Annotated in this window: 20 protein-coding genes and 1 pseudogene; 12 read left to right on the top strand and 9 right to left on the bottom strand. The window is 74.6% G+C overall.

Going from position 1 to position 22,428, the window contains the following annotated elements; translation table 11 throughout:
* Positions 1-6 precede the first annotated feature (6 nt).
* Positions 7-975: a pseudouridine synthase gene (locus ACFVVU_RS16395; protein ID WP_387790464.1), complete on the bottom strand. Its 969-nt coding sequence runs from the start codon at positions 973-975 to the stop codon at positions 7-9.
* A gap of 64 nt (positions 976-1,039) precedes the next feature.
* Here ACFVVU_RS16395 and ACFVVU_RS16400 point away from each other — a divergent pair, with 64 nt between their 5' ends.
* From ACFVVU_RS16400 to ACFVVU_RS16410, 3 genes and pseudogenes are all read left to right on the top strand, one after another.
* Complete coding sequence (locus tag ACFVVU_RS16400) at positions 1,040-1,264, top strand: hypothetical protein (protein WP_387790466.1); 225 nt, start codon at positions 1,040-1,042, stop codon at positions 1,262-1,264.
* Positions 1,265-1,359: 95 nt separating this feature from the next.
* The gene (locus ACFVVU_RS16405; RefSeq protein ID WP_387790468.1) at positions 1,360-2,460 is read left to right on the top strand and encodes a PP2C family protein-serine/threonine phosphatase; all 1,101 of its coding nucleotides are present in this window, start codon (positions 1,360-1,362) and stop codon (positions 2,458-2,460) included.
* Between the two features lie 130 nt (positions 2,461-2,590).
* Positions 2,591-3,259 (top strand): annotated as a pseudogene (locus ACFVVU_RS16410) (DUF5995 family protein); the annotation flags it as partial.
* 52 nt (positions 3,260-3,311) lie between these two features.
* On the opposite strand, the gene ACFVVU_RS16415 reads toward ACFVVU_RS16410, so the two are convergent.
* Entirely contained in the window at positions 3,312-4,751 is a 1,440-nt protein-coding gene (locus ACFVVU_RS16415) for a GuaB1 family IMP dehydrogenase-related protein (protein WP_380689338.1), read from the bottom strand.
* Between the two features lie 304 nt (positions 4,752-5,055).
* Here ACFVVU_RS16415 and ACFVVU_RS16420 point away from each other — a divergent pair, with 304 nt between their 5' ends.
* Together ACFVVU_RS16420 and ACFVVU_RS16425 are read left to right on the top strand one after the other, a co-directional pair.
* Positions 5,056-6,564, top strand: a complete 1,509-nt coding sequence (locus ACFVVU_RS16420; protein ID WP_380689340.1) for an SDR family NAD(P)-dependent oxidoreductase — start codon at positions 5,056-5,058, stop codon at positions 6,562-6,564.
* 34 nt (positions 6,565-6,598) lie between these two features.
* The gene (locus tag ACFVVU_RS16425; RefSeq protein WP_380689343.1) at positions 6,599-7,051 is read left to right on the top strand and encodes an NUDIX hydrolase; all 453 of its coding nucleotides are present in this window, start codon (positions 6,599-6,601) and stop codon (positions 7,049-7,051) included.
* Between the two features lie 76 nt (positions 7,052-7,127).
* Here ACFVVU_RS16425 and ACFVVU_RS16430 read toward each other — a convergent pair whose 3' ends face one another.
* The 4 genes from ACFVVU_RS16430 to ACFVVU_RS16445 form a co-directional block, all read right to left on the bottom strand.
* Positions 7,128-9,461: a collagenase gene (locus ACFVVU_RS16430; RefSeq protein WP_380689904.1), complete on the bottom strand. Its 2,334-nt coding sequence runs from the start codon at positions 9,459-9,461 to the stop codon at positions 7,128-7,130.
* Positions 9,462-9,776: 315 nt separating this feature from the next.
* On the bottom strand, positions 9,777-12,011 hold the full coding sequence (locus ACFVVU_RS16435; protein ID WP_387790471.1) for an FtsX-like permease family protein: 2,235 nt from the start codon (positions 12,009-12,011) through the stop codon (positions 9,777-9,779).
* Complete coding sequence (locus ACFVVU_RS16440; protein ID WP_355371438.1) at positions 12,008-12,721, bottom strand: ABC transporter ATP-binding protein; 714 nt, start codon at positions 12,719-12,721, stop codon at positions 12,008-12,010. Before ACFVVU_RS16440 ends, ACFVVU_RS16435 begins: the two co-directional genes overlap by 4 nt.
* Positions 12,718-13,242, bottom strand: coding sequence for a PadR family transcriptional regulator (locus ACFVVU_RS16445; RefSeq protein ID WP_355371441.1), 525 nt, complete (start codon positions 13,240-13,242; stop codon positions 12,718-12,720). Before ACFVVU_RS16445 ends, ACFVVU_RS16440 begins: the two co-directional genes overlap by 4 nt.
* Before the next feature lie 388 nt (positions 13,243-13,630).
* Between ACFVVU_RS16445 and ACFVVU_RS16450 the strand changes: the two genes are divergently transcribed.
* Both ACFVVU_RS16450 and ACFVVU_RS16455 read left to right on the top strand, forming a co-directional pair.
* The gene (locus tag ACFVVU_RS16450; protein WP_387790473.1) at positions 13,631-14,302 is read left to right on the top strand and encodes a hypothetical protein; all 672 of its coding nucleotides are present in this window, start codon (positions 13,631-13,633) and stop codon (positions 14,300-14,302) included.
* Between the two features lie 40 nt (positions 14,303-14,342).
* The gene (locus tag ACFVVU_RS16455; RefSeq protein ID WP_387790475.1) at positions 14,343-14,861 is read left to right on the top strand and encodes a GNAT family N-acetyltransferase; all 519 of its coding nucleotides are present in this window, start codon (positions 14,343-14,345) and stop codon (positions 14,859-14,861) included.
* A 136-nt stretch (positions 14,862-14,997) separates the two neighbouring features.
* Here ACFVVU_RS16455 and ACFVVU_RS16460 read toward each other — a convergent pair whose 3' ends face one another.
* Entirely contained in the window at positions 14,998-15,681 is a 684-nt protein-coding gene (locus ACFVVU_RS16460) for a YoaK family protein (protein WP_380683292.1), read from the bottom strand.
* Between the two features lie 86 nt (positions 15,682-15,767).
* On the bottom strand, positions 15,768-17,600 hold the full coding sequence (asnB, locus tag ACFVVU_RS16465; protein WP_387790477.1) for an asparagine synthase (glutamine-hydrolyzing): 1,833 nt from the start codon (positions 17,598-17,600) through the stop codon (positions 15,768-15,770).
* Positions 17,601-17,782: 182 nt separating this feature from the next.
* On the opposite strand from asnB, the gene ACFVVU_RS16470 reads away from it, so the two are divergent.
* From ACFVVU_RS16470 to ACFVVU_RS16490, 5 genes are all read left to right on the top strand, one after another.
* The gene (locus tag ACFVVU_RS16470) at positions 17,783-18,721 is read left to right on the top strand and encodes a TIGR01777 family oxidoreductase (protein WP_387790479.1); all 939 of its coding nucleotides are present in this window, start codon (positions 17,783-17,785) and stop codon (positions 18,719-18,721) included.
* Positions 18,722-18,826: 105 nt separating this feature from the next.
* Positions 18,827-19,198, top strand: a complete 372-nt coding sequence (locus ACFVVU_RS16475; RefSeq protein WP_380683295.1) for a BlaI/MecI/CopY family transcriptional regulator — start codon at positions 18,827-18,829, stop codon at positions 19,196-19,198.
* The gene (locus ACFVVU_RS16480) at positions 19,195-20,088 is read left to right on the top strand and encodes a M56 family metallopeptidase (RefSeq protein WP_380683289.1); all 894 of its coding nucleotides are present in this window, start codon (positions 19,195-19,197) and stop codon (positions 20,086-20,088) included. Before ACFVVU_RS16475 ends, ACFVVU_RS16480 begins: the two co-directional genes overlap by 4 nt.
* 91 nt (positions 20,089-20,179) lie before the next feature.
* The gene (locus ACFVVU_RS16485; protein WP_387790480.1) at positions 20,180-20,683 is read left to right on the top strand and encodes a metallophosphoesterase family protein; all 504 of its coding nucleotides are present in this window, start codon (positions 20,180-20,182) and stop codon (positions 20,681-20,683) included.
* A 122-nt stretch (positions 20,684-20,805) separates the two neighbouring features.
* Positions 20,806-21,348 (top strand): hemerythrin domain-containing protein, encoded by a 543-nt coding sequence (locus tag ACFVVU_RS16490; protein ID WP_387790482.1) that lies wholly within the window; start codon positions 20,806-20,808, stop codon positions 21,346-21,348.
* Here ACFVVU_RS16490 and ACFVVU_RS16495 read toward each other — a convergent pair.
* On the bottom strand, positions 21,324-22,355 hold the full coding sequence (locus ACFVVU_RS16495; protein ID WP_387790484.1) for an NlpC/P60 family protein: 1,032 nt from the start codon (positions 22,353-22,355) through the stop codon (positions 21,324-21,326). The genes ACFVVU_RS16490 and ACFVVU_RS16495 overlap by 25 nt on opposite strands.
* Between the last annotated feature and the right edge of the window lie 73 nt (positions 22,356-22,428).

A 22,428-nucleotide genomic window follows, 5' to 3' on the forward strand; every position in this document is an offset into this window, starting at 1 on the left:
ACGGGGTTACGTTCCGTCGGTGGCCGGCCGGTGCTGCTCCCACCCGCCGTCCGCCCAGGCCGCCAGCGTCCGGCGGCTCTCGAAGCGGCGCGGACGACCGGTCAGCGGATCGGTGAACTCCATCACCGCGGACAGCAGTTGCAGCGGGCGACGGAAGTCGTCCGGGGCCGGCTCCGGCAACACCACCGGGTACACCGGGTCGCCCAGGATCGGCAGGCCCAGCCCGCTCATGTGCAGCCGCAGCTGGTGGGTGCGCCCCGTGGACGGCCGCAGCAGGTAGCGGCCCAGCCCGTCGCGCTGCTCCAGCAGCTCGATCCGGCTCTCGCTGTTCGGCGCCTCGTCGAGTTCGCGCGCGGCGATCTGGCCGCGCTCCTTCACGATGTGGCTGCGCACCGTGCGGGGCAGCTCCACCGCCGGGTCGTACGCCGCCACCGCCCGGTACTCCTTGCGGACCAGCCGGTCCCGGAACAGCGTCTGGTAGGCGCCCCGGTCCTGCGGCCGGACCACGAACATCGCCAGCCCCGCCGTCAGCCGGTCCAGCCGGTGCGCCGGGCTCAGCGCGGGCAGCTCCAGCGCGTGCCGCAGCCGGGAGAGCGCCGTCTCCACGACGTGCCGCCCGCGCGGGGTGGTGGCCAGGAAGTGCGGCTTGTCGACGACCACCAGGTGCTCGTCGTGGTGCAGCACCTCCAGCTGGAACGGGACCGGCACCTCCGGCGGCAGCTCCCGGTAGAACCACAGGTGCGTCCCCGGCCGGAACGGCTCCGCCGCGCGGACGGCCCGCCCGTCCTCCCCGACCACCCCGCCGGCCCGCAGCAGCGCGTCCACCCGCTCGGCCGCCACCGCCGGCAGCCGCTGCGCCAGGTACGCCCCCACCGTCGCCCACGGCCCGCCCGTCAGGGGCAGCCGCAGATGCACCGGATCCACCCCGAACCGCTGGGGAAGCGGCGAGGCCGGTGCCGTACTCCTACGTCTCATCTCGCCCGCCACCCTACGTCCTCCGCACACCGCCCTGTCGGGGACGTCCGGCAGACTGCGGGCCATGGCACCCGTGGATCACGACGTCCCCGCCCTGTCCGCCCGCATCACGGCCTGGCTCGCCGCGCACACGGCCTGGGCACCCGAGCGGCCGGCGGCCGACGGCGCGGCACTCGACGCGTTCGCGGCCCGCCACCGCCTGGAGCTGCCCGCCGACCTCCGCGCCTGGTGGCGCCTGCCCGGGGTGCCCGCCGACCGCAAACCGGACTGGGAACCGGCCGGGGCCTGACCGTCCCGGCGGGCGCCGGGATGCCGGTGGGGTGCGGGTCGGTGGAGAGTGGACGAAGGGGTTCCGCAGCGGGCGAACGGGCAGGAGGCGAGGGCGTGGCCGTGGGCGCCGGCGGGTCCGAGGACGGCGAGGTTCCGCTGCCGCCGCTGCCCCGGCGGACCAGGCGGCTGCTGCTCGGCGCCTTCCTGCTGCTCGTCGGGGCCGTGCTGGCGGACCTGCTCACCGGGCCGGGCACCACCCTCTCCCCCGTCCTCGCCGTGGCGCCCGTCCTGGTCGGCGCCACCACCCGGCGGGCCCGGGTGCCGCTCGCCACCGGGGTCGCCGCCATCCTCGTGGCCGGGCTGCTGGAGGAGGAGAACAGCCACCTGCCCGACACCGTCCACCTCGCCTCGCTGATCACCATCACCGCCGCGACCCTCGCCAGCGCCGCCAACGTCGTGCTGATCGCCGCCCGCGAACGCGAGCTGTTCCATGTCCGGACCGTCGCCGAGGCCGCCCAGCGCGCCCTGCTGCGCCCGCCGCCCGAGCGGGTCGGCCCGCTGCGGATCGCCGTCCGGTACGTCGCGGCCGCCGCCGAGGCGCGGATCGGCGGCGACCTGTACGAGGTGGCGGACACCCCGTACGGGATCCGGGTCCTGCTCGGGGACGTCCAGGGCCACGGCCTGGCCGCCGTCGAGACGGCGGCGGACGTGCTCGGCGCCTTCCGCACCGCGGCCCGCACCGAGCCGGACCTCGCCCGGCTCGCCGAACGGCTCGACGCCGCGGTGAGCGACCGCCCGGCCGACGGGCGGTTCGTGACCGCGCTGCTGCTCGCCGTGGACCGGGACGGCACGGCCCGGCTGGTGAACTGCGGCCATCCGCACCCCCTGCTGCGCCGCGCCGGTCGTATCACCGAGCTCGCCCCCGCCCGGCACGCCCCGCCGCTGGGTCTGCTGGGCCTCGCCGGCGACGGCGGCTACCACGCCGACCCCGTCCACCCGCACCCCGGCGACCTGCTGCTCCTCTACACCGACGGGGTCTCCGAGGCCCGCAACGCGGTGGACGTCTTCTACCCCCTCCCGGCCCGCCTCCCCGGCCTGCCCGCCGCCACCCCGGACGACCTGCTGGACGCGCTGCTCGCCGACGTCGCCTCCTGGGTCTCCCCCACCGGCCTCGCCGACGACGCCGCCGCCATGGCGATCCGCTGGGAACCCTGAGCGGCGGCCCGGGGACGAGCCGGTGCCCCGAAGGCCCGGGCCCGACGGGCCGATCCGACCACCCGGGATCCACCGGCCCGGCGTGCCACGATGATGCGATCAGTGCACGATCGACGCCGGAGGGTGAGGCATGGTCAGGGTGTCCACGAGGACCGCGGCGGCGGCGCACGGGATCGACGCGGTGGTCCGCCGGTTGCGGGCGATCGGCGCCGGGCTGCCGCCCTCCGACGGGGTGGCGGTGTTCAACCGGATGTACCTCACCGTCACGGAGACCGTGCGCTCCCGGCTGGGTTGCTTCGCCGACCCGTCCGCGATGGCCGTGCTCGACACGGTGTTCGCCGGGCGCTACCTGCTGGCCGTGGACGCGGTCGCGGCGCGACGGCGGCCACCGGCCTGCTGGCGGCCGCTGTTCGAGCTGCGCGCGCACCCGGACCTGCACCCGGTGCAGTTCGCGCTGGCCGGGATGACCGCCCACATCCAGCACGACCTGCCGCTCGCCGTCGTCGACACCTGCCGGCGGCTCGGCCGGGAGCCGGAGCACCTCGCGGAGGACTACCACCGGATCAACGACCTGCTGGCGGAGGCGGAGACGGCCGTCCGGGAGCAGCTGATGCCGGGCCCGGACGTCCTGGAGCGGTTCGAGCCGCTGACCCACCGCTTCGGGGCCTGGTCGGTCGACACCGCCCGGGAGGCCGCCTGGGGTTCGGTGCAGGTGCTCTGGGAGCTGCGCGGGCGCCCCGCGGCGGCCGCGGCGTTCGGCACGGCGCTGGACGGCGCGGTCGGGCTGCTCGGCCGCGCCCTGCTGCTCCCGCTCGGCCTCGGGCCCGGCGCACCGGACACGCCCTGGGAACTCAGGCCCAGCTGGAGTGCAGCGGCTTGCCCTCGGCGTAGCCGGCCGCGCTCTGGATGCCGACCACGGCCTTGTCGTGGAACTCCTCCAGGGTGGCCGCGCCCGCGTAGGTGCAGGAGCTGCGCACGCCCGCGATGATCGAGTCGATCAGGTCCTCGACGCCCGGGCGGGCCGGGTCCAGGAACATCCGCGAGTGCGAGATGCCCTCCTCGAAGAGCGCCTTGCGGGCCCGGTCGTACGAGGAGTCCTGGGCGGTGCGGTTGCCCACGGCCCGCTTGGAGGCCATGCCGAAGGACTCCTTGTACTGCCGGCCGTCGGCGGTGGTCTGCAGGTCGCCGGGCGACTCGTAGGTGCCGGCGAACCAGGAGCCGATCATCACATTGGACGCACCGGCGGCCAGCGCCATGGCGACGTCGCGCGGGTGGCGCACGCCGCCGTCGGCCCAGACGTGCTTGCCCAGCCGGCGGGCCTCGGCGGCGCACTCCAGAACGGCCGAGAACTGCGGTCGGCCGACGCCGGTCATCATCCGGGTGGTGCACATCGCGCCCGGGCCGACACCGACCTTCAGGATGTCGGCGCCCGCCTCGACCAGGTCGCGCACGCCGGCCGCCGAGACGACGTTGCCCGCGACGACCGGGACCTGCGGGTCCAGGCCGCGCACGGCCCGCAGCGCGGTGATCATCGACTCCTGGTGGCCGTGCGCGGTGTCCACGACGAGCGTGTCGGCACCGGCCTCCAGCAGGGCCTTGGCCTTGCCGGCGACGTCTCCGTTGATGCCGACGGTGGCGGCGACCCGCAGTCGGCCGGCGGCGTCCACGGCCGGGGTGTAGAGGGTGGCGCGCAGCGCGTTCTTGCGGGTCAGGATGCCAACCAGGCGGCCCTCGCGGTCCACCACGGGGGCGAGCTTGCGGTGCCCCTCGCTCAGCTTGTCGAAGGCGTCCCGCGGGTCGATGTCCTCGTCGAGCAGCAGCAGCTCGCGGGACATCACCTCGGCGAGCGAGGTGAAGCGGTCGACGCCCTGGCAGTCGGAGTCGGTGACGACGCCGACCGGCCGGCCGGCCTCGACCACGACCAGCGCGCCGTGGGCGCGCTTGGGCAGCAGCGAGAGCGCCTCGGCGACGGTGGCGCCGGGGTCGAGGGTGAGGGCCGTGTCGTGCACCAGGTGGCGCCGCTTGACCCAGCCGACGACCTCGGCGATGACCTCGGTCGGGATGTCCTGGGGGATGGCGACCAGGCCGCCGCGGCGGGCGACGGTCTCGGCCATCCGGCGGCCGGCGATGGCGGTCATGTTGGCGACGACCAGCGGGATCGTGGTGCCGGTGCCGTCGTTGGAGGAGAGGTCGACACCCTGGCGGGAGCCCACGGCGGATCGACTGGGGACCATGAAGACGTCGTCGTACGTCAAGTCGTACGAGGGCATGAGGTCGTTCAGGAAGCGCATGAAGGGGGCTCTCTGGCTGGGAGAAGATACATCTCGGGTGCGGGTGCGGCACGGCCGCAGGGCGCACTCGGGCGCCCCTGCACCCGACGTTCGATTCTGCGGGAGCCCTGTGGCAAAAGCCAGTTCGAGCACGATTGCTGGCACTGCACACAAGCCATGATCGAAGCTCCGCGCGTAGACCTGGAGGATCCTCCAAATACTCGGCTTTTCGCCCCGGCCGGGACCGCTCCCGTAGCATTCACGCGGTAGACGCGGCGCACGCCGTGATCGGCAAGGCGAGCGGCACAGCGGCAGAGGGCAGGGCATGACGGCGGCGGGCGTGGACATCGAGCAGGACAACGGCACCGGGACCGCCGAGGAGATCGACTACGGCCCCGGCCTCGACCCGGAGCGGCTGCGGCTCTGCCTGGAGGTGCTCGCCGAGCTGGACGAGCTGCACGTCGACCACCCGGACGCGATCACCGTCCGGCAGGCCGTCGGCGGCATATTCCGCACCCTGAAGCAGCGCCGCCGCCAGGAGACCCGGGCCCGCAAGACGGCCAACGACCGCGAGGTCACCGCGCGCACCGCGACCGGCGCGCCGACCCGGATCGACGACGAGACGGCCGGCGCGTTCGGCCTGACCACCGTCACCACCACCGAGATCGCCGGGATCCTGGAGCGCCCCCGCTCCTGCTACATCTGCAAGCAGCGCTACGTCGAGGTCGACGCCTTCTACCACAACCTCTGCCAGAACTGCGCGGTCAAGAACCGGACCCGCCGGGACGCCCGCGCCGACCTCACCGGCAAGCGCGCGCTGCTGACCGGCGGCCGGGCCAAGATCGGGATGTACATCGCGCTGATGCTGCTGCGCGACGGCGCCCACACCACCATCACCACCCGCTTCCCGAACGACGCGATCCGCCGCTTCACCGCGATGCCGGACAGCGCCGAGTGGCTGCACCGGCTCAAGATCGTCGGCATCGACCTGCGCGACCCGGCCCAGGTGATGGCGCTGGCCGACGAGGTCGCCGCGGACGGCCCGCTGGACATCCTGATCAACAACGCCGCGCAGACCGTGCGCCGCCCGCCGGAGTCCTACCGCGAGCTGGTCGCCGCCGAGTCCGCGCCGCTGCCGGCCGGCGAGCTGCCGCAGTCCACCACCATCGGCCGGTTCAACAGCGGCAGCGTCGACCTGCCCGCCCTGCCGCAGCAGGCCTCCGGCGGCAGCGAGCGGATCTCCGCCGAGGACGTCACCTCGCTCGCCCTGGTCACCGGCTCGGCGACGCCCGAGCGGATCCAGGCCGGTACGGCGATCGACGCCGGCGGCCTGGTGCCCGACCTCGCGGACACCAACAGCTGGGTGCAGACGGTCAGCGAGGTCGGCCCGGTGGAGCTGCTGGAGGTCCAGCTGTGCAACTCCACCGCGCCGTTCATCCTGATCAGCCGGCTCCGCCCGGCGATGGCCGCCTCGGCGTCCCGCCGCAAGTACGTGGTCAACGTCTCCGCGATGGAGGGCGTGTTCCAGCGCGGCTACAAGGGCGCCGGCCACCCGCACACCAACATGGCCAAGGCCGCGCTGAACATGCTCACCCGCACCAGTGCGCAGGAGATGTTCCAGACCGACGGCATCCTGATGACCGCCGTCGACACCGGCTGGATCACCGACGAGCGCCCGCACCCGGACAAGATGCGGCTGGCCGACGAGGGCTTCCACGCCCCGCTCGACCTGGTCGACGGCGCGGCCCGGGTCTACGACCCGATCGTCCGCGGGGAGCAGGGCGAGGACCTCTTCGGCTGCTTCCTCAAGGACTTCGAGCGCGCCGCCTGGTAGCCACAGCCCGTCCCCACGTCACGGAGGAACCGCCATGACCACCGCACCGCTGCTCGGCGCCGGCGTGATCGTGCCCACCGGGGACGGCCGGGTGCTGATCGGCCGCCGCACCACCGCGGGCGAGCCGCCGACCTGGAGCCTGCCCGGCGGCAAGGTCGACCCCGGCGAGTCCTTCGAGCGGACGGCCGCGCGCGAACTGGCCGAGGAGACCGGGATCGCGCTTCCCGCCGAGGAGATGCGGGTGCTCGCGCTGCTGCTCGACCACGAGCTGGGCCGCCCCCGGCTGACCGCCGCGGTGCTCGCGCCGCCGAGCCTGGCGCCCGCCGTGGTCACCGAGCCGCACGCGTGCGGCGGCTGGGAGCGGCTGCCGCTGGACGCGCTGCCGGAGCCGATGTTCTACCCGTCCGGCCTGGTGCTTGGCAGCTGGCGCCGGGAGCTGGGCGGCGCGCCGCGGCCCGGGACGCACGCGTACCCCGTCAACGGGTGAGGCCCGCCCCGGGCGGGGCGGGCCTCACCTTGACATCGAGGATCCGCTGTCAGGGCTCCTCCGGTCGGAACTCGCTTCAGAACTCGCTGGTGACGGTGACGCCCTTGAAGTCCTGCTGGGCGTACAGGCTGAAGAACACGTAACCGGCGGGCGGGTTGGTGATGGTCAGGGTCTCGGAGTTGTCCGGCCCCGCCGAGCGCGTGACGTACGCGTTGGTGTACGCCCAGCTGCCCCAGTGGTAGTAGAGGTCGGCGTTGCCGGTGCCTCCGCTGCTGGTCACCTTGATCTGCCTGGTACCGGCCGGCACGTTGACGTAGAAGTGCGCGTAGTTGCCGGCGGTCGCCGAGACGCCGGTGCGCACGCAGTTCTTGTCGAGCTGGCGGGTGTCGCCGCTCTCGCACGCCTTGAACTGCGGGAACTCCGGGACGGTCGCGCAGGCGCCGGCGGCGCAACGGCTCAGCCAGCCGTCGAAGTCGGCGTCGTAGCGGGTGCCGATGGCGGTCGTGATGGCGCGGGAGCCCGCCCAGTCACCGACGCGCCATTTGGCGAGCAGCGCGTCCACGTCGGAGCGGTGCTGCTCCAGCATGTAGCGGACGGCCAGGTAGCCCCAGCGGTAGACGCGGTCCTGGTCGCCGTAGGCGGTGTCGAAGAGCTCGCTCAGCCGGTAGCTGTGCCGGGCCGCCGCGTCGATGGCGGCCTGGTTGACCAGCTTCTGGTAGGAGGTGGCGACGACCTCGGCGAGACCCTCGGTCCACCAGATCAGCTTGCCGGCCGCACCCTGGTCGAAGTTGCCCCAGAGGTTGAAGCGGGCGTCGAGGTAGTGGGTGTACTCGTGGTTGAGGTTGCGGATCTCGTAGCCCCCGGACCGCGACGGCTCCTCGTAGGCGAGGAAGCGGGCCTGGTTGCCGGCCTTGGAGGGCTCGCCCTCCAGGTAGATGCCGCCGTTGTTGGTGTCGGTGTTGAAGATCGCCCGGCCGAGCACGACGTACTGGACGTCGGAGTCGAAGGCGACGACCTCCAGGGCCGCGTTGTTGTCGTCGGCGACCGGGCCGTTGTCCCGGGACACGCCGTGGAAGAAGACGTCCTGGCCGTTCAGGCTGGTGCAGGCCGTGGCCAGCTGGGCCGCGGTCAGGTCCTGGCCGAGGATGCGCAGGGTCGGGCTGCAGGTGTGCCGGACCGGCAGGTAGGCGTCCTTGAACCGCTGCGGGTCGTCACAGGTGCCGTAGTAGCCGCAGTTGGCCTGGTCGAGCTTCTGGATGGAGGCCACGGCGGAGGCGCGCTGGGGCCAGTTCGGCCCGGTGATGCCGCCGGAGGTGTCGACCAGGCTCTTCACCATCGCGCGGGACCGCGGGGCGATCTCCCCGATGGCCTTCAGCCGGGTCAGCTCGTCGATGGCGTTGTTGAGGGTGAGGGAGTTGTTGCGGTCGCGGTCCAGCAGGTGGCCCTTGGCGCGGAGGATGAAGCCGTTCAGCGCGTCGAGCACGCCCGGATCGGCCACGACGGCCGCCCGGAACGCCGGGTCCTCGGAGTTGACGCCCCGGTACAGCACCAGGGTGACCGGGTTGACCGCTCGCAGCAGGTTGGCCCTGTCCCAGGTCTCGGGCTGGTAGGCGTTCAGGATCTGCTTGACGACGTCGACGTAGTCACCGGGCTTGCGGGGCACGTCGGCCAGCACGGCGGCGCGCTCCAGCGGGACGGCGTTGGCCGTGGTGGCGTCGAGCGAGCGGGGGTTGGCGAAGAAGGCGTGGACGGCCTCGCTGATCTTGGCGGGCAGCTTGTCGTACGAGCCGACGACGTCCGCCTTGGTCCACTGCACCGAGTAGCCGGCCTGCACGTAGTACATCAGCTGCGAGATGTGGTCGCCGTCGTTGCCCTGGTACGTGCGGGCACTCTCGCGCAGCGCGTCGATGACGGTGAGCATCTGGGACTCGCGGAAGGCCCCGGCCGCGTACTCGGCCGGGATCCGGAACAGCCCGTCGACGCAGTCGTAGCTGGCCGCCTTGACGAGGCGGACCAGGGCCGCGCCGGTCCGGGCGAAGGACGCCGGGTTGCAGGCGGCGGCGTCGGCGGCGTCCGTGTCCGCGGCCTCCGCGCCCAGGCCGAACGCCTTGGCGGAGGGCGCGGGGGCCTTGGCCGGCGCGGAGTCGGAGTCCTGGAAGGCGAGCCGCGCGGGGGCGGTGTCCGCCGGCCTCGACGCCGCGTCGTGGCCGTGCCCCGGCGACGCGAGGTCGCTGTCGGCGCCGGGCGGCGGGAGGTCGCCGCGGTCGGTCTTGGGGGTCGCCGCGGGGGTCGGGACGACGGGAGCGGCCTGGCTCCGCGGGGCGAACAGGCCGATCGTCAGGGCACAGGAAAGGACGAGCAGAAGCAGTCTTGCCAGTTGCGGGAGTCGCAACAGGCGCACGGTACTCACGTGGGGGCCTCCGGGCCTGGTACGGCCGCATTGGGGTGCGGCCGGTGGGGGGGTGAGGACCGATGGCGACGAGGCTGGGTGCTGGTCCGTCGCACGGTGGGGAGGTGAGCAGTACCATTGCACATGTCACGCGCCGCACGGAAGTCCTTTTCACAACTCGGCACGTTCGCCCCGGAACGGCCGGGGGGAAATGACCCTCCGTCAGACTTCGTGTACGCAAAGGGAATTCGCCGGCATTCGGGCCGGACGTACGCGAACCCCGCCTCCGGATCCGGGGCGGGGTTCGCGCGGCGGGCCGTGGCCGGCCACCGGAGGTCAGCCGTTGCGGGCCGCCTCCGGGCCGGTGATCCGCTTCAGCAGCGGCAGCGTGGAGGCGATGATCCCGAGCGACACCGCCAGCCCGAGCAGCACCAGCGCGAAGTACACCGCGCCCGGCGAGACCAGGTCGTAGTGCATCTGCGACTTGAGGAACATCGCCGCCGCGCCGAAGCCCGTGCCGGTCGCGATCGCCGCCACCACCAGCAGCGGCAGCGCGCTCTCCAGGGCGATCACCCAGCGCAGCAGGCGCAGCGGCGCCCCGGTGAGCCGCAGCATCGCGAACGGCCGGCGCCGGTCGGAGAGGCCGGCGACCACGCTGACCGCGAGGCTGCAGCCGGCGATCGGCAGGGTGGTGAGCAGGACGACGTCGGCCAGCTGCCGCCAGCCGGCGAGGATCTGCTGCTCGGCGGAGCCCCAGTCGTGCACCGTCCGGGCGTTGTGGTCCGGGAAGGCCCGGCTGAGGATGGTGCGGACCCGTTCCTTCGCGGCCGTCGAGCCGTCCGTCGTCACGTAGAGCGACTGCACCGGCAGCCGGGCGGCCACCTCGGCGGTGATCGGCGCGCTCGGCCACTCGACGGCCTGCTGGGAGGTCAGGCTGAGGAAGCCGTACGGCTCGACGGCCGCCACGGCCGCGCCCGGAGCGCAGTGGCCGACCACGGGGACCTGCGCGAGGTCCGCGCAGTCCGCCAGCAGGGGCGCCGGACCGCCGGGCCGCCTGGACGCTTCGCGGGCCAGGCCGTCCGGGTTGGCATGGGCGACGGCGAGGGCCCGGAAGCCGGGGACGGCCTTCAGGTCGGCCAGCACCCGCTCCGGGACGGCGGCGGTCATCGGCGGCTGGTCGGAGTCGGCGCCGTGTTCCACCGCCACCCGGGTCTGCGGGTCGCCGCTGAGCGCGCCCCGGTTGGCGTCGATGGTGCCGATGATGGAGACCGTCGCGGTGGTGACGAACAGCGCCAGGATCAGGCCGGCCACCGAGCGGAACCCGGCCTTGGGGTCGTCGGCGAGCCGTCGTACGGCGATCAGGGTGGCCGGGCGGCCGGTCCGGGCGGCGACCGCGCGGGCGGCCGCCATGGTCAGCCAGGGTCCTGCCACCACCAGGCCGAGCATGATCACCAGGAAGCCGGTCAGGTAGGCGGCGGTCTGCCCGTTGGTGGTGTCGGGGCGGCGGCCGACGAACCAGGCGAGTTCGGCGAGTCCGGCCAGCAGCGGCACGACCCGCCAGACGGTCGGCGGCCTGGGGGTGACCCGGCGGCTGACGCCGAGCGGGGAGATGGTCACCCGGCGCAGCGCGAGCCGGGCGGCCACCGCCGCCGCCACCGGGACACCGAGCAGCACGGCCAGGCCTTGCGGCGCGGTGAGCGCGAGGTCCTCGACGAAGAACCGGTCCCCGGTGAACGGGACGGTCGCCACCAGCGGGCGCAGCGCCAGGTACAGCCCGAAGCCGAGGGCGGTGCCGACGACGGCGGCGAGCGTGGACTCGGCGGCCGCGATCAGCGTGATCTGCCGGGGCGTCGCGCCGACCAGGCGCATCGCGGCGTAGCGCTGCTCACGGGTGGCGGCGGAGAGCCGGGTGGCGGTGCCGATGAAGATCACCACGGGGAAGAGCAGTGCCCCGGCGACCACCGAGAGGATCAGGGTCATGGCGTCGCCGCGGGTGCCGGTGGCCGGGCAGTCGCTGGCGCAGTCCGGCGGGAGGGCGGTGGCGATGGTGGTGATCTGCCGGGCGCCGGGCCGGGCCGCGAGGGTCGCCCGGTCCTGACCGCCGATCAGGACCAGGGAGTCCGGGGAGGCGAGCGCGGAGTCGCCGATCTCGCCGGCCAGGCGGCCGGGGAAGCGGTCGGCGAGTTGGTCGGCCGGCCGCTCGCGGATCAGCTTGGCGAGGGCGGGCGAGGCGTAGTACTCGCCGGCCGCGGGCAGCTTCGGCAGGCCGGGCGGCACCGGCGAGGTCGGCCCGGTGGCGGCGACCTCGAAGTAGAGCATCCGCTCGCCGTCGTAGAACTCGGGGCCGCGGTCGCGCCACCAGAGCGGGTCGACGGCCGCGGTCTCGGTGCGGCTCTTGGCGCCGCTGTTGGCCCAGAGCATCCGTTCGTTGGTGGCGCCGACGGCGTTCACGGCGGCGATCGTGGAGAGCAGCAGGCCGACGCCGACGGCCGCGGCGGCGGCGATGGTGAGCAGCCGGGCGACGGCCTGCCGGCCGCCGCTGACGGCGAGGCGCAGCGCGAAGGGGATCACGAGGCGGCCCGTCCCGCCGGCGCGGGGCCGGTCGCGTAGTCGGCGGAGAGCGTGCGGGCCCGGCCGTCGCGGACGATGGCCTCGCGGTCGGCGTAGGCGGCGACCCGGGGCTCGTGGGTGACCAGGACGACGGTGGTGCCCTGCTCGCGGGCGGCGGCGACCATCAGGGCCATCACCTGCTCGCCGGTGAGCGAGTCCAGCGCGCCGGTCGGCTCGTCGGCGAACAGCACCCGGGGGCGGGTCACCAGGCCGCGGGCGAGCGCGACCCGCTGGGCCTGACCGCCCGACAGCTCGCCGGATCGGCGGCGCTCCAGGCCGTCGAGGCCGAGCTGGGCGAACCACGGGCGGGCGTCGGCGAGGGCGGCGGAGCGGCGGACGCCGGAGAGCAGCAGCGGTAGGGCGATGTTCTCCTCGGCCGTCAGTTCCGGGACGAGCTGGCCGAACTGGAACACGAAGCCGAAGCGGTCCCGCCTTAAGGCGCTGCGCCGGTTCTCGTCGAGGTTGTCGATCCGCTGTCCTTCGAAGAGCACCTCGCCGGCGTCGGGGACGAGGATGCCGGCCAGGCAGTGCAGCAGGGTGGACTTGCCGGAGCCGCTGGCGCCCATCACGGCGAGCACCTCGCCGGCCTCGGCGGCCAGGCTGGCCCCGCGCAGGGCCGGGGTCTCGCCGAAGGCCAGTTCGATGTCGCGGGCTTCGATCAGGGGGGTCATGCGCGCACCTCCGAGGCAAGGGCGTCCAGGCGGGCGGTGGTCAGGTCGATCCACCGCAGGTCCGCCTCCAGGTGGAAGAGGCCGTGGTCGGCGAGCAGGGCGTCGACCAGCGGGCCGGTGCGGCGCAGTTCGGTGAGCTCGCGCATCCGGCGCAGGTGGGCGGCGCGCTGGGTGTCGAGGTAGGCCTCGGCGTCGCGGCCGAGCAGCAGGGCCAGCACGACCTTGGTGAAGAGCACGGACTGGAGGGTGGGTTCGGGGGCGACGGGCTCGGCGAGCCAGTGCTCGAACTCGCTCACCCCGGCCTCGGTGATGACGTAGCGCTTGCGCTCGGGCCCGTCGCCGGGCTCGGCCTCGCCGGGGACGACCTTGCCGTCGCGTGCCAGGCGGCCGAGCGTGGCGTAGACCTGACCGTACGGCAGGGGTTTGCCACGCCCGAAGAAGGTGTCGTAGTCGCGCTTGAGGTCGTAGCCGTGGCTCGGCTCCCGCTCCAGCAGCCCGAGAAGGGTCAGGGGAACACTCACAGGAGGACCATACACCAGAGGTATACATCGAGTGTATAGCTGGCGAGAATACGGCCCTGACCTGGAGAAACGCGATGTCGATCTCTGCTCCGGAAACGCCGCGAGCGGGAGACGGCCCCAACCCCGTCCCCCGCTCTGCACGGCGGCCCGGCGAGCCCCCACAGCGGGCCGGGCCTCCGCGTCCCCGGCACGAGAACGCGGCCAGGGCCCAGCCTGCCTCCTCACCCCCCGGCCCGCCGAGGGCCGAACGTCCCGGTCCTCCCCCGCGCTTTGGGCCCAAGGGCCCGCCGGGGGTCAGGCCCCCCGCTCTTGTGCGAGGGGCCGTCGCCGGGGGAGATTTGGATCCGACGGGGCCGAACCACGCCAACAGCCGTGAGGAGCACGCATCGTGTCCAGCTCACCCCGCTCGGCCCGCACCGCGTCCCTGCCCCGGCGGGCCGGCCGCCATCTGCGCCGCGCCCTCGGCCGCCACCGCACCGTCCAGCGCCGTGAACCGCTCGCCCGCCCCGTCGACCGGGCCCGCAGCCGGGCCTGGCTGGTCGCCGGGCTCGCCCTGACCGTCGGACTGGCCGGCGTCGTCACCGCCGCCGTCCTCGGCTACCGCGCCGCCGGGCGCACCGCCGAGGCCGAACGCGGCCGGCTGCACCGCACCGAGGCACTGGTGCTCGGCAAACTCCGCGCGGAGGAGACCGGCGCCGGTCGCTGGAGCGGCGGCTACCAGAAGCGGACCGACACCTCGGTCTCCTGGACCACCCCCGACGGCCTCGCCCGCACCGGCACCGTCGAGATCCCGCGCAGCACCGCCAGCGGCTCCACCATCGTCCTGTGGGTCGACGACGCCGGGCGGCCCGCCACCGCCCCGGCCACCCGGGTGGGGCTGGCCGTCGGGGCCGTCTGCACCGGGCTGGCGGGCTCGGCGAGCCTGGCCGCGCTGGTCGCCGGCGTGCTGGCGCTGCGGCTGCGCCTGCTCGACCGGCGGGCGGACCGCGGCTGGGAACGCTCCTGGGCCCACTGGGAGCCGCGCTGGTCCGGGCGTACCAGCCAGCCCCAGGACGACTGACCGCACGTCACCGCACCACACCCTCGGAATTGGAGCACCGTTGTTCACCACCGACCGGCTGACCGCCCGCCTCTGGGAGCACACCGACGCCGAGCGCGCGTACGACCTGTACTCGCGCTGGGAGGTCGCGCGGTGGCTCGGCGCCGCGCCGCGGGCGCTGGAGTCGCCCGCCGAGGTGCCCGCCATGATCGACCGCTGGCGGGCCCGGTCGGCCGACCCCCGGTACGGCGTCTGGGCGCTGGAACGGCACGACACCGGGGTGGTGGCCGGCTCGGTGATGCTCCTCCCGCTGCCGGACCCGGACGGCACCGGGAACGGCGAGGTGGAGGTCGGCTGGCACCTCCACCCCGACTCCTGGGGCCACGGCTACGCCACCGAGGCCGCCCGCGCCGCCCTCGCCAAGGGCTTCGCCGACGGCCTCACCGAGATCCACGCCGTCGTCCGCCCCGGCAACGACCGCTCCGCCGCCGTCTGCCACCGCCTCGGCATGACCCCCCGGGGCCGCACCACCCGCTGGTACGGCGCCGAGTTCGACGCCTTCCTCGCCACCCGCCCCTGATCCCCGGCCCCGCCCCGCCCCGCCCCGCCCCGCAAAATGTGCAGTCCGGTCCACTCAGCACGAAGAGTCGGCCCGGCCGACTTCCCGCTCCGGCACCCCCGCAGCCCCCGCCCCGGGCGGACGGGCGGAGGCCGCGTCAGGCCGGGGCGGACCAGGGGGTGGCGGGGTGGCGGGAGGCGTGGTGGGTGAGGGCGGCGACGGCGAGGAGGAGGGCGAGGGCCGCGGCGAGGGCCACCGGGACCGTGGCGTGCAGGACGAGCACGGCACCGACCAGAGCGCCCGCGAACATCCAGGCGGCGGAGGCGAGTCGGCGGCCACCGGCGCGGTCGGCGGCCAGCGCGGTGAGCGTCATGGTCAGCACGGTGGTCGTCAGGTCCGGCACCTTGAGCGCGCGGACCACCGCGTTCTGCAGCCCCATCGCGGCACCCAGCACCGCGATCAGCGGGTAGCGGACCGGGTCGGCGGTGTGCCCGAAGGCCGCGGCGAAGGCCGTGCACGCGGCGAGCAGCACCGACTGCACGCCGGCGGTGACCACCAGCAGCCGCCCGCGGTGGCCGGGACGGCGCTCGGCGAGGCGCCCGCCCACCAGCGCGCCCGCCAGGAAGGCGGCGAGCGCGGTGAACGAGGCCGTCGCGGACAGCCCCGGCGCGCCGGCCAGGGCGAAACCGAGGAAGACCACGTTGCCGGTCATGTTGGCGACGAAGACGTGCCCGAGCGCGAGGTAGCTCACCGCGTCGACCAGCCCGGTGACCACCGTGAGCACCAGCAGCATCGGCACCAGCGGTCCGTGCCGGGGGTCGCCGTACATCCGGGTCAGCATCGCCTCAGCCTAGGCCCTGACCGCGCCCCGCCGGCGGGACCTGACGGTGCGCGTCGGGCCCCACCGGCGGACGAGCGGGCCCGCGGTCAGATCGCGAGCGCCGGCTTGTGGTGGTCCAGCCAGAGCGCCAGGTCCACGACCCGCTCCAGCCGGAGCCGGTGACCCCACTCCAGCTGGTCGGCCGGCGTGTCCAGGCTGGTCTTGATCACCGTCTCGTCGGCGATGTCCCGCACGTGCGGCGCGTCCAGCGCCTCGCGGGCGAGCCGCTGCAGCCCGCTGTTGTAGTCGGCGTGGTGGGTGGCAGGGTAGTGGTTCTTCGGCCGCCACAGCACCGACTCCGGGGCGATGCCCTGGCCGGTGGCGCGCAGCAGGCTCTTCTCACGGCCGTCGTAGCTCTTCATCGCCCACGGGGTGTTGAAGGCGTACTCGACCAGCCGGTGGTCGCAGTACGGCACCCGCACCTCCAGGCCCTGGGCCATCGACAGCCGGTCCTTGCGGTGCAGCAACTGGCGCAGCCAGCGGGTCAGCGACAGGTGCTGCATCTCGCGCTGCCGGTGCTCGGCCGGGCTCTCGCCGTCCACGTGCGGGACGGCGGCCAGCGAGCTGCGGTAGGTGTCGTCGCGGAACTCGGCGATCCGCAGGTGGGCGGCGAGGTCCGGGTTGATCGGCATGGCCGCCTCGTCGCCGGTGACGAGCAGCCAGGGGAAGGTCTGCGCGGCGAGCGCCTTGGGGTTGTGGAACCACGGGTAGCCGCCGAACACCTCGTCGGCCGCCTCGCCGGAGAGGGCGACCGTCGAGTGCTTGCGGATCTCGCCGAACAGCAGGAACAGCGAGGTGTCCATGTCGCCGACGCCGATCGGCGAGTCCCGGGAGACGACGACGGCCCGCCGGTTCTCCAGGTCGAGCAGGGTGCGCGGGTCGAGCACCACGGTGGAGTGGTCGCTGCCGATGAACGCGCCGGCCTCGGCGGCGTACGGGGTGTCGTGGCCGGTGCGCAGCACGTCGCCGGTGAACTGCTCGGCCTGGTCGCTGTAGTCGACGGCGTAGGAGCGCAGCTTGGCGTCCGGGCCCTCCTGGACGCGCAGTTCGTCGGCGACCAGGGCGGTGACGATGGTGGAGTCGAGGCCGCCGGAGAGCAGGCTGCAGAGCGGGACGTCCGCCTCCAGCTGGGCGCGGGCGGCGCGGTTGACCAGCTCGCCGACCCGCTCCTTGGTGGCGTCCAGGTCCTCGGTGTGCGGGCGGGCGGTGAGCTCCCAGTAGGTCTGCTCGCGGATGCCGGTGCGGTCGAGGACGAGCAGGCCACCGGGGTGGACCTCGCGGACGCCCGACCAGACGGTGGGGCCGGTGTTGAAGAGCAGGCTGTAGGCCTCGCGCAGGCCGTCGGCGTCGACGGTGGGGGTGACCTCGGGGTGGGCGAAGAGCGCCTTGGGCTCGGAGCCGAAGACCAGGCCGCCGCCGGTCTCGGCCCAGAACAGCGGCTTGACGCCGAGCCGGTCGCGGACCAGCAGCAGCCGCTGCTCGCGCTCGTCCCACACGGCGAAGGCGTACATGCCCTCCAGCCGCTCGACGAGGGCGTCGCCCCACTCCTGGTAGGCGCGGAGCACCACCTCGGTGTCGCTGCGGGTCTCGAACCGGTGGCCCCTGGCCCGCAGTTCGGTGCGCAGCTCGTGGTGGTTGTAGACCTCGCCGCTGTAGGTGAGGACGACGCCCGGTTCGTCCTGCCGGTCGGGCATGGGCTGGGCGCCGCCCTCGATGTCGATGACGGCGAGGCGCCGGTGGCCCAGGGCGGCGTGGCGGCCGAGCCAGACACCTCCGGCGTCGGGGCCGCGCAGGGCCATGGTGGCGGTCATCGCCTCGATGACGGGGGCGCTGTGGCGGACGTCCTGGTGGAAGGACACCCAGCCGGTGATTCCGCACATGCGCGAGCACTCCTTGGACGAGCTGACAATCGGATCCGGCCCAGCAGTCGGACAAGCGGGGGCGGTGGTTCCACGGATTCGGACACATTTCCGGCCATGCCACGGCGACCCCGGCATTTTGAACACGTTCAGTCTTCCCTTTAGGATGGGTACCGACGAACGACCGAGGGGGTCTCGACGCGATGAGAATCGTCATACCCGGGGGGACCGGGCAGATCGGCCGCATCCTGGACCGGGCGCTGACCGACGACGGCCACGAAGTCCTGGTCCTCACCCGCCGGCCCCGGCGCGACCAGGAGATCCACTGGGACGGCCGCTCGCTCGGCCGCTGGACGGACGTCGTCGACGGCGCCGACGCCGTCGTCAACCTCGCCGGACGCAGCATCGACTGCCGCTACACCGAGCAGAACCTGCGCGACATGCGCGAGTCCCGGGTGCACTCCACCCGGACCGTCGGCCGGGCCATCGCCGGCGCCCGGCGCCCGCCCCGGGTCTGGCTGCAGATGAGCACCGCCACCATCTACAGCCACACCTTCGGCACCCCGCACGCCGAGGACACCGGCGTCATCGGCGGCGGCGAGCCCGGCGCGCCCCGTTCCTGGGACCACAGCGTGCGGATCGCCCGCGACTGGGAGCGCGAGCAGACGGACGCCGCCACCCCGCACACCCGCCGGGTCGCGCTGCGCTGCGCGGCGGTGATGAGCCCGGACGCCGGCGGCACCTTCGACCGGCTGGTGCGGCTCGCCCGGACCGGCCTCGGCGGACCGGTCGACGGCGGCGCGCAGTACGTGTCGTGGATCCACGACCACGACCTGGTCCGCGCCGTCCGCTTCCTGCTCGACCGGGAGGACGTCACCGGCCCGGTGAACCTGGCCGCACCGGCGCCGCTGCCGCAGCGGGAGTTCATGCGGACGGTCCGGCGGGCCAAGGGCATCCCGCTGGGGCTGCCCGCGACCCGGTGGATGGCCCGGGCGGGCGCCTTCGCGCTGCGCTCGGACAGCGAACTGCTGCTGAAGAGCCGGGCCGTCGTCCCGGGCCGGCTCCAGGCGGCCGGGTTCGGCTTCGAGCACCCGCACTGGCCGGCGGCGGCGGCCGACCTGGTCCGCCGGATGCGCCGCTGAGCGCGCGCCACCGTACGATGGGCGGCGGCCCGGACGTCACGGCGGGCGCAGCGGCAGGCCGGCGGAACGCCGGAACCGCGGGACGGCAGAGGAGCGGACGGGGTGCTGCGGGGACTGGGCGACCTGGAGGCCGAGATCATGGACCGGCTCTGGTCCTGGGGCCGCCCGGCCACCACCCGCGAGGTCGTCGACGACCTGCGGCGGGACCGCGCCGTCGCCTACACCACCGTCAACACCGTCGCCGACATCCTGCACACCAAGGGCTGGCTGCGACGCCACAAGGCCGGCCGCGCCTGGGTGTACGAGCCGACCTGCACCCGCGAGTCGTACACCGCGCAGCTGATGCACCAGGCGCTGGAGACCACCTCCGACCGGGCCGGGGCGCTGCTGCACTTCGTCGACCGGATCAGCGGGGACGAGGCGACGGCGCTGCTCGCCGCCCTGGAGGAGGTCAAGGCCCGGGACGACGCCCGGTGACCCTGCTCCTGCTCGCGTTCCACCTGCTCCTGGTCGGCGTCCTGCTCCCCCGGCGGCTGGCCGGCTCACGGCGGCTCCAGGCCCGCCCGGGCGTCGGCGCCGCCGTCTGGCTCGCGCTGATGGCCTCCTTCGGCACCGGTCTGCTGCTGGCCGCGCACCACCTGCTCGCCCCGCTCGGACACGAGCCGGCCGGGCTGGTCGGACTGCTGCCGCACGTCGAACCGCCCACCGCCGCCGCACCGCACGCGCACGGCTGGTGGCTGCCGGCCGCGACGGGCGGGGCGGTCGCCGCGGTAGCGGCGGCCCTGGCCGTCCGGGCCGCGCGGGCCCGGCGGCGGCACCGGGCCGCGCTCGACCTGGTGGCCGCCCGGGACCCGCGGCGCCGGCTGCTGGTGCTGGACGACCCGCGGCCCGCCGTCTACTGCCTGCCCGGCCGCCGGTCCCGGGTGGTGGTCACCCGCGGCGCCGTGGAACTGCTGGACGAGCGGCGGCTCGCCGCGGCCGTCGCCCACGAGCACGGCCACCTGCGGGGGCGTCACCACCTGGTGCTGCTCGCGGCGGACACCTTCGCACTGCTGCTCGGCCGCCGGCTGCCGCTGGCCGGCCTCGGGCGGACGGAGGTGGCGCTGCTGCTGGAGATGGCGGCCGACGACGCCGCGCTCGCCCGGGTGACCCGCACCGACCTGGCCGGCGCCCTGTACGCGCTGGCCACCGCCGCCCCGGCCGCCCCCGCCGCCGGGCCGGGCACCCTCGCCGCCGCGTCCACCGGCGTGCTCGCCCGCGTCCAGCGCCTCGCCCACACCCCCGCGCCCCCGGCGCGCGCCTACCGCCTGGCCGCCCTCGCCGCTCCGCTGCTCCCCTACCTCCTGGCCTGCGCCCCGCACCCCTAGAAGAAGAGGCGCCCCGGCGTTTCGACGGCCCCGTGCCGCCGCGCCCGGGGAGGATCGGACCCACCGTCCGCCCACCCCGACGGAGTCCCGGATGCGCCTGCTGATCACCTCGGACACCCATGTCCCGTCGCGCGCCCGGCAGTTGCCCGCGCCACTGCTGACCGCCGCGGACGAGGCCGATGTGGTGTTCCACGCCGGCGACTGGGTCGACACCGCCACCGTCGACCTGTTCCTGGCGCGGTCCGCGCGGCTGGTCGCCGTGCGCGGCAACAACGACGGGCCCGGGCTGCGGGAGCGCCTCCCCGAGATCGCGCGGGCGGAACTCCAGGGGCTGCGCTTCGCCGTGGTGCACGAGACCGGCCCGGCCCGGGGCCGGGAGCAGCGGTGCGAGGCGCGCTTCCCCGACACCGACGTCCTGGTCTTCGGCCACAGCCACATCCCCTGGGACAGCACCGCCCCCGGGGGCCTGCGGCTGCTCAACCCGGGGTCGCCCACCGACCGCCGCCGCCAGGCGTTCGCCACCTACCTGACCGCCCGGGTCGACGACGGCCGCCTGGCCGACGTCCGGCTCCACCGGCTGCCGCCCCGGTCCTGACCGGTCCCGCCACCCTGCCGGCTTGCCCGGCCGCCGCGCCGTGTGATCGGATCGCGGGGCATCGCGTGCCGGTGGCGGACCGCGCCAGGCATGGAGGTGCGGAACCCGAAAGGGCGGCCGCCTTGGCTTCCCCCACCAGCGACCGCACGGTCGCGCTCAGTCTCCAGCTCTCCCGTGCCCACCGGGACCTGCTCCGCCGGATCGACGACCTCAGGTCCGATCCGGGCTCCCGCGGGCCGGACGACGATCCGCTCACCGCCCACTGCCTGGCCTTCTGCGAGGCCCTGACCGCCCACCACGAGGGCGAGGACGAAGGCCTGTTCGCCCAGCTGCTGCGCGAGCGCCCCGACCTCGCCCCGACGATCGCCAAACTCGTCGAGGACCACGGACTGATCTCCGGGATCCTGGCCCGGGTGCGCGAACTCGCCCTGCGGGCCGCAGGATCCGCCGGATCCGGACGCGAAGCGGTCGGGCGTGAGCTCGACGGCCTCGCGGCGATCATGGAGTCCCACTTCCGCTACGAGGAACGCACCATCAGCGCGGCCCTCGACGCCACGACACCGCTCGGCGACTGGCCCGACCCGGTCTTCCGCCCCGGCCCGGCCGCCGCCCGCCACGACCACCCGCGGCAGCACACGGCTCAGGGGCGGACTGCGCCGACGTAGGGCATCGCGTCGATCGGGAGGACCTCGACGTTCTTGCCGGTGCGCGGGGCGTGGATCATCTTGCCCCCGCCGATGTAGATGCCGACGTGGTGGATGTCGCCGTAGAAGAACACCAGGTCCCCGGGCTGGAGGTCGCCGCGGGCGATCCGGGCGCCGGCCTTCCACTGGTCCTGGGAGACACGCGGGAGCTTGACGCCCGCCGCGCGGTAGGCGGCACCGGTCAGGCCGGAGCAGTCGAAGCCGGAGGGGCCGGTGGCGCCCCAGACGTACGGCTTGCCCAGCTGCGCGTAGGCGAACTGGAGGATGGCGGCCGCCCGCCCGGTGGCCGGTGCGGCGTCGGCCGGGCGCTCGGTGGCGGCGGAGCGGGAGGCGCGGGTGGCGGCGGCCTCCTGGGCGTTGACCTTGGCCCGGTCGGCGGCGCTCAGCTTGTTGAGCATCGCCTGCGCCTTGGCCAGCTTGTCCTGGACCGCCTTCTTCTCCGCGGCCAGGGACGTACCGGCCTCGTCGAGCTGGGCGAGGGTGGCGGTGGCCTCGGCGCGGTCCTGGTCGAGCCGGCGCTGCTCGTCGAGGGCCCGGCGCAGCAGCGCCGCCTGGGAGTCGACGACCTGGTTCTGCGCGGCGGCCCGGGCCAGGTAGCCGCCGGGGTCGGAGTCGAGCATCAGCTGGACGGACGGGTCGATGCCGCCGTTGCGGTACTGCTCGGCCGCGATGCCGCCGAGCTGGGTGCGCAGCTCGTTCATCGCCTCCTGGCCGCGCGCCACCTTCTCCTGGATCCGGTTGGCGTCGCCCTGGAGGGTCTGCTGCTTCTCCTGGAAGCCGTTGTAGCGCTCGATCGACTGCTCGGCCTCCTCGTTGAGCTGGTCGACCTGCTCCTTGACCGAGGCGAGGCTGGGCGCGGGCTCGGCCTGGGCGGGGCCCGCGGTGAGGACGACGCCGCCGGCCATCGCGGTGGTGACGACCGCCAGGCGGGCCCGGCTGGGCGGGCTGGGCTTGCGGCGCTTTCCCATGACGGCTGACTCCTCGGGGCGGGGAAGACGGTGCGGAGGGAACACGGGCAGGGGGTGTCCGGGGAGAGCCGCC

This window comes from Kitasatospora sp. NPDC057965, from assembly GCF_042887135.1.
In the GTDB taxonomy this organism is placed as follows: domain Bacteria; phylum Actinomycetota; class Actinomycetes; order Streptomycetales; family Streptomycetaceae; genus Kitasatospora.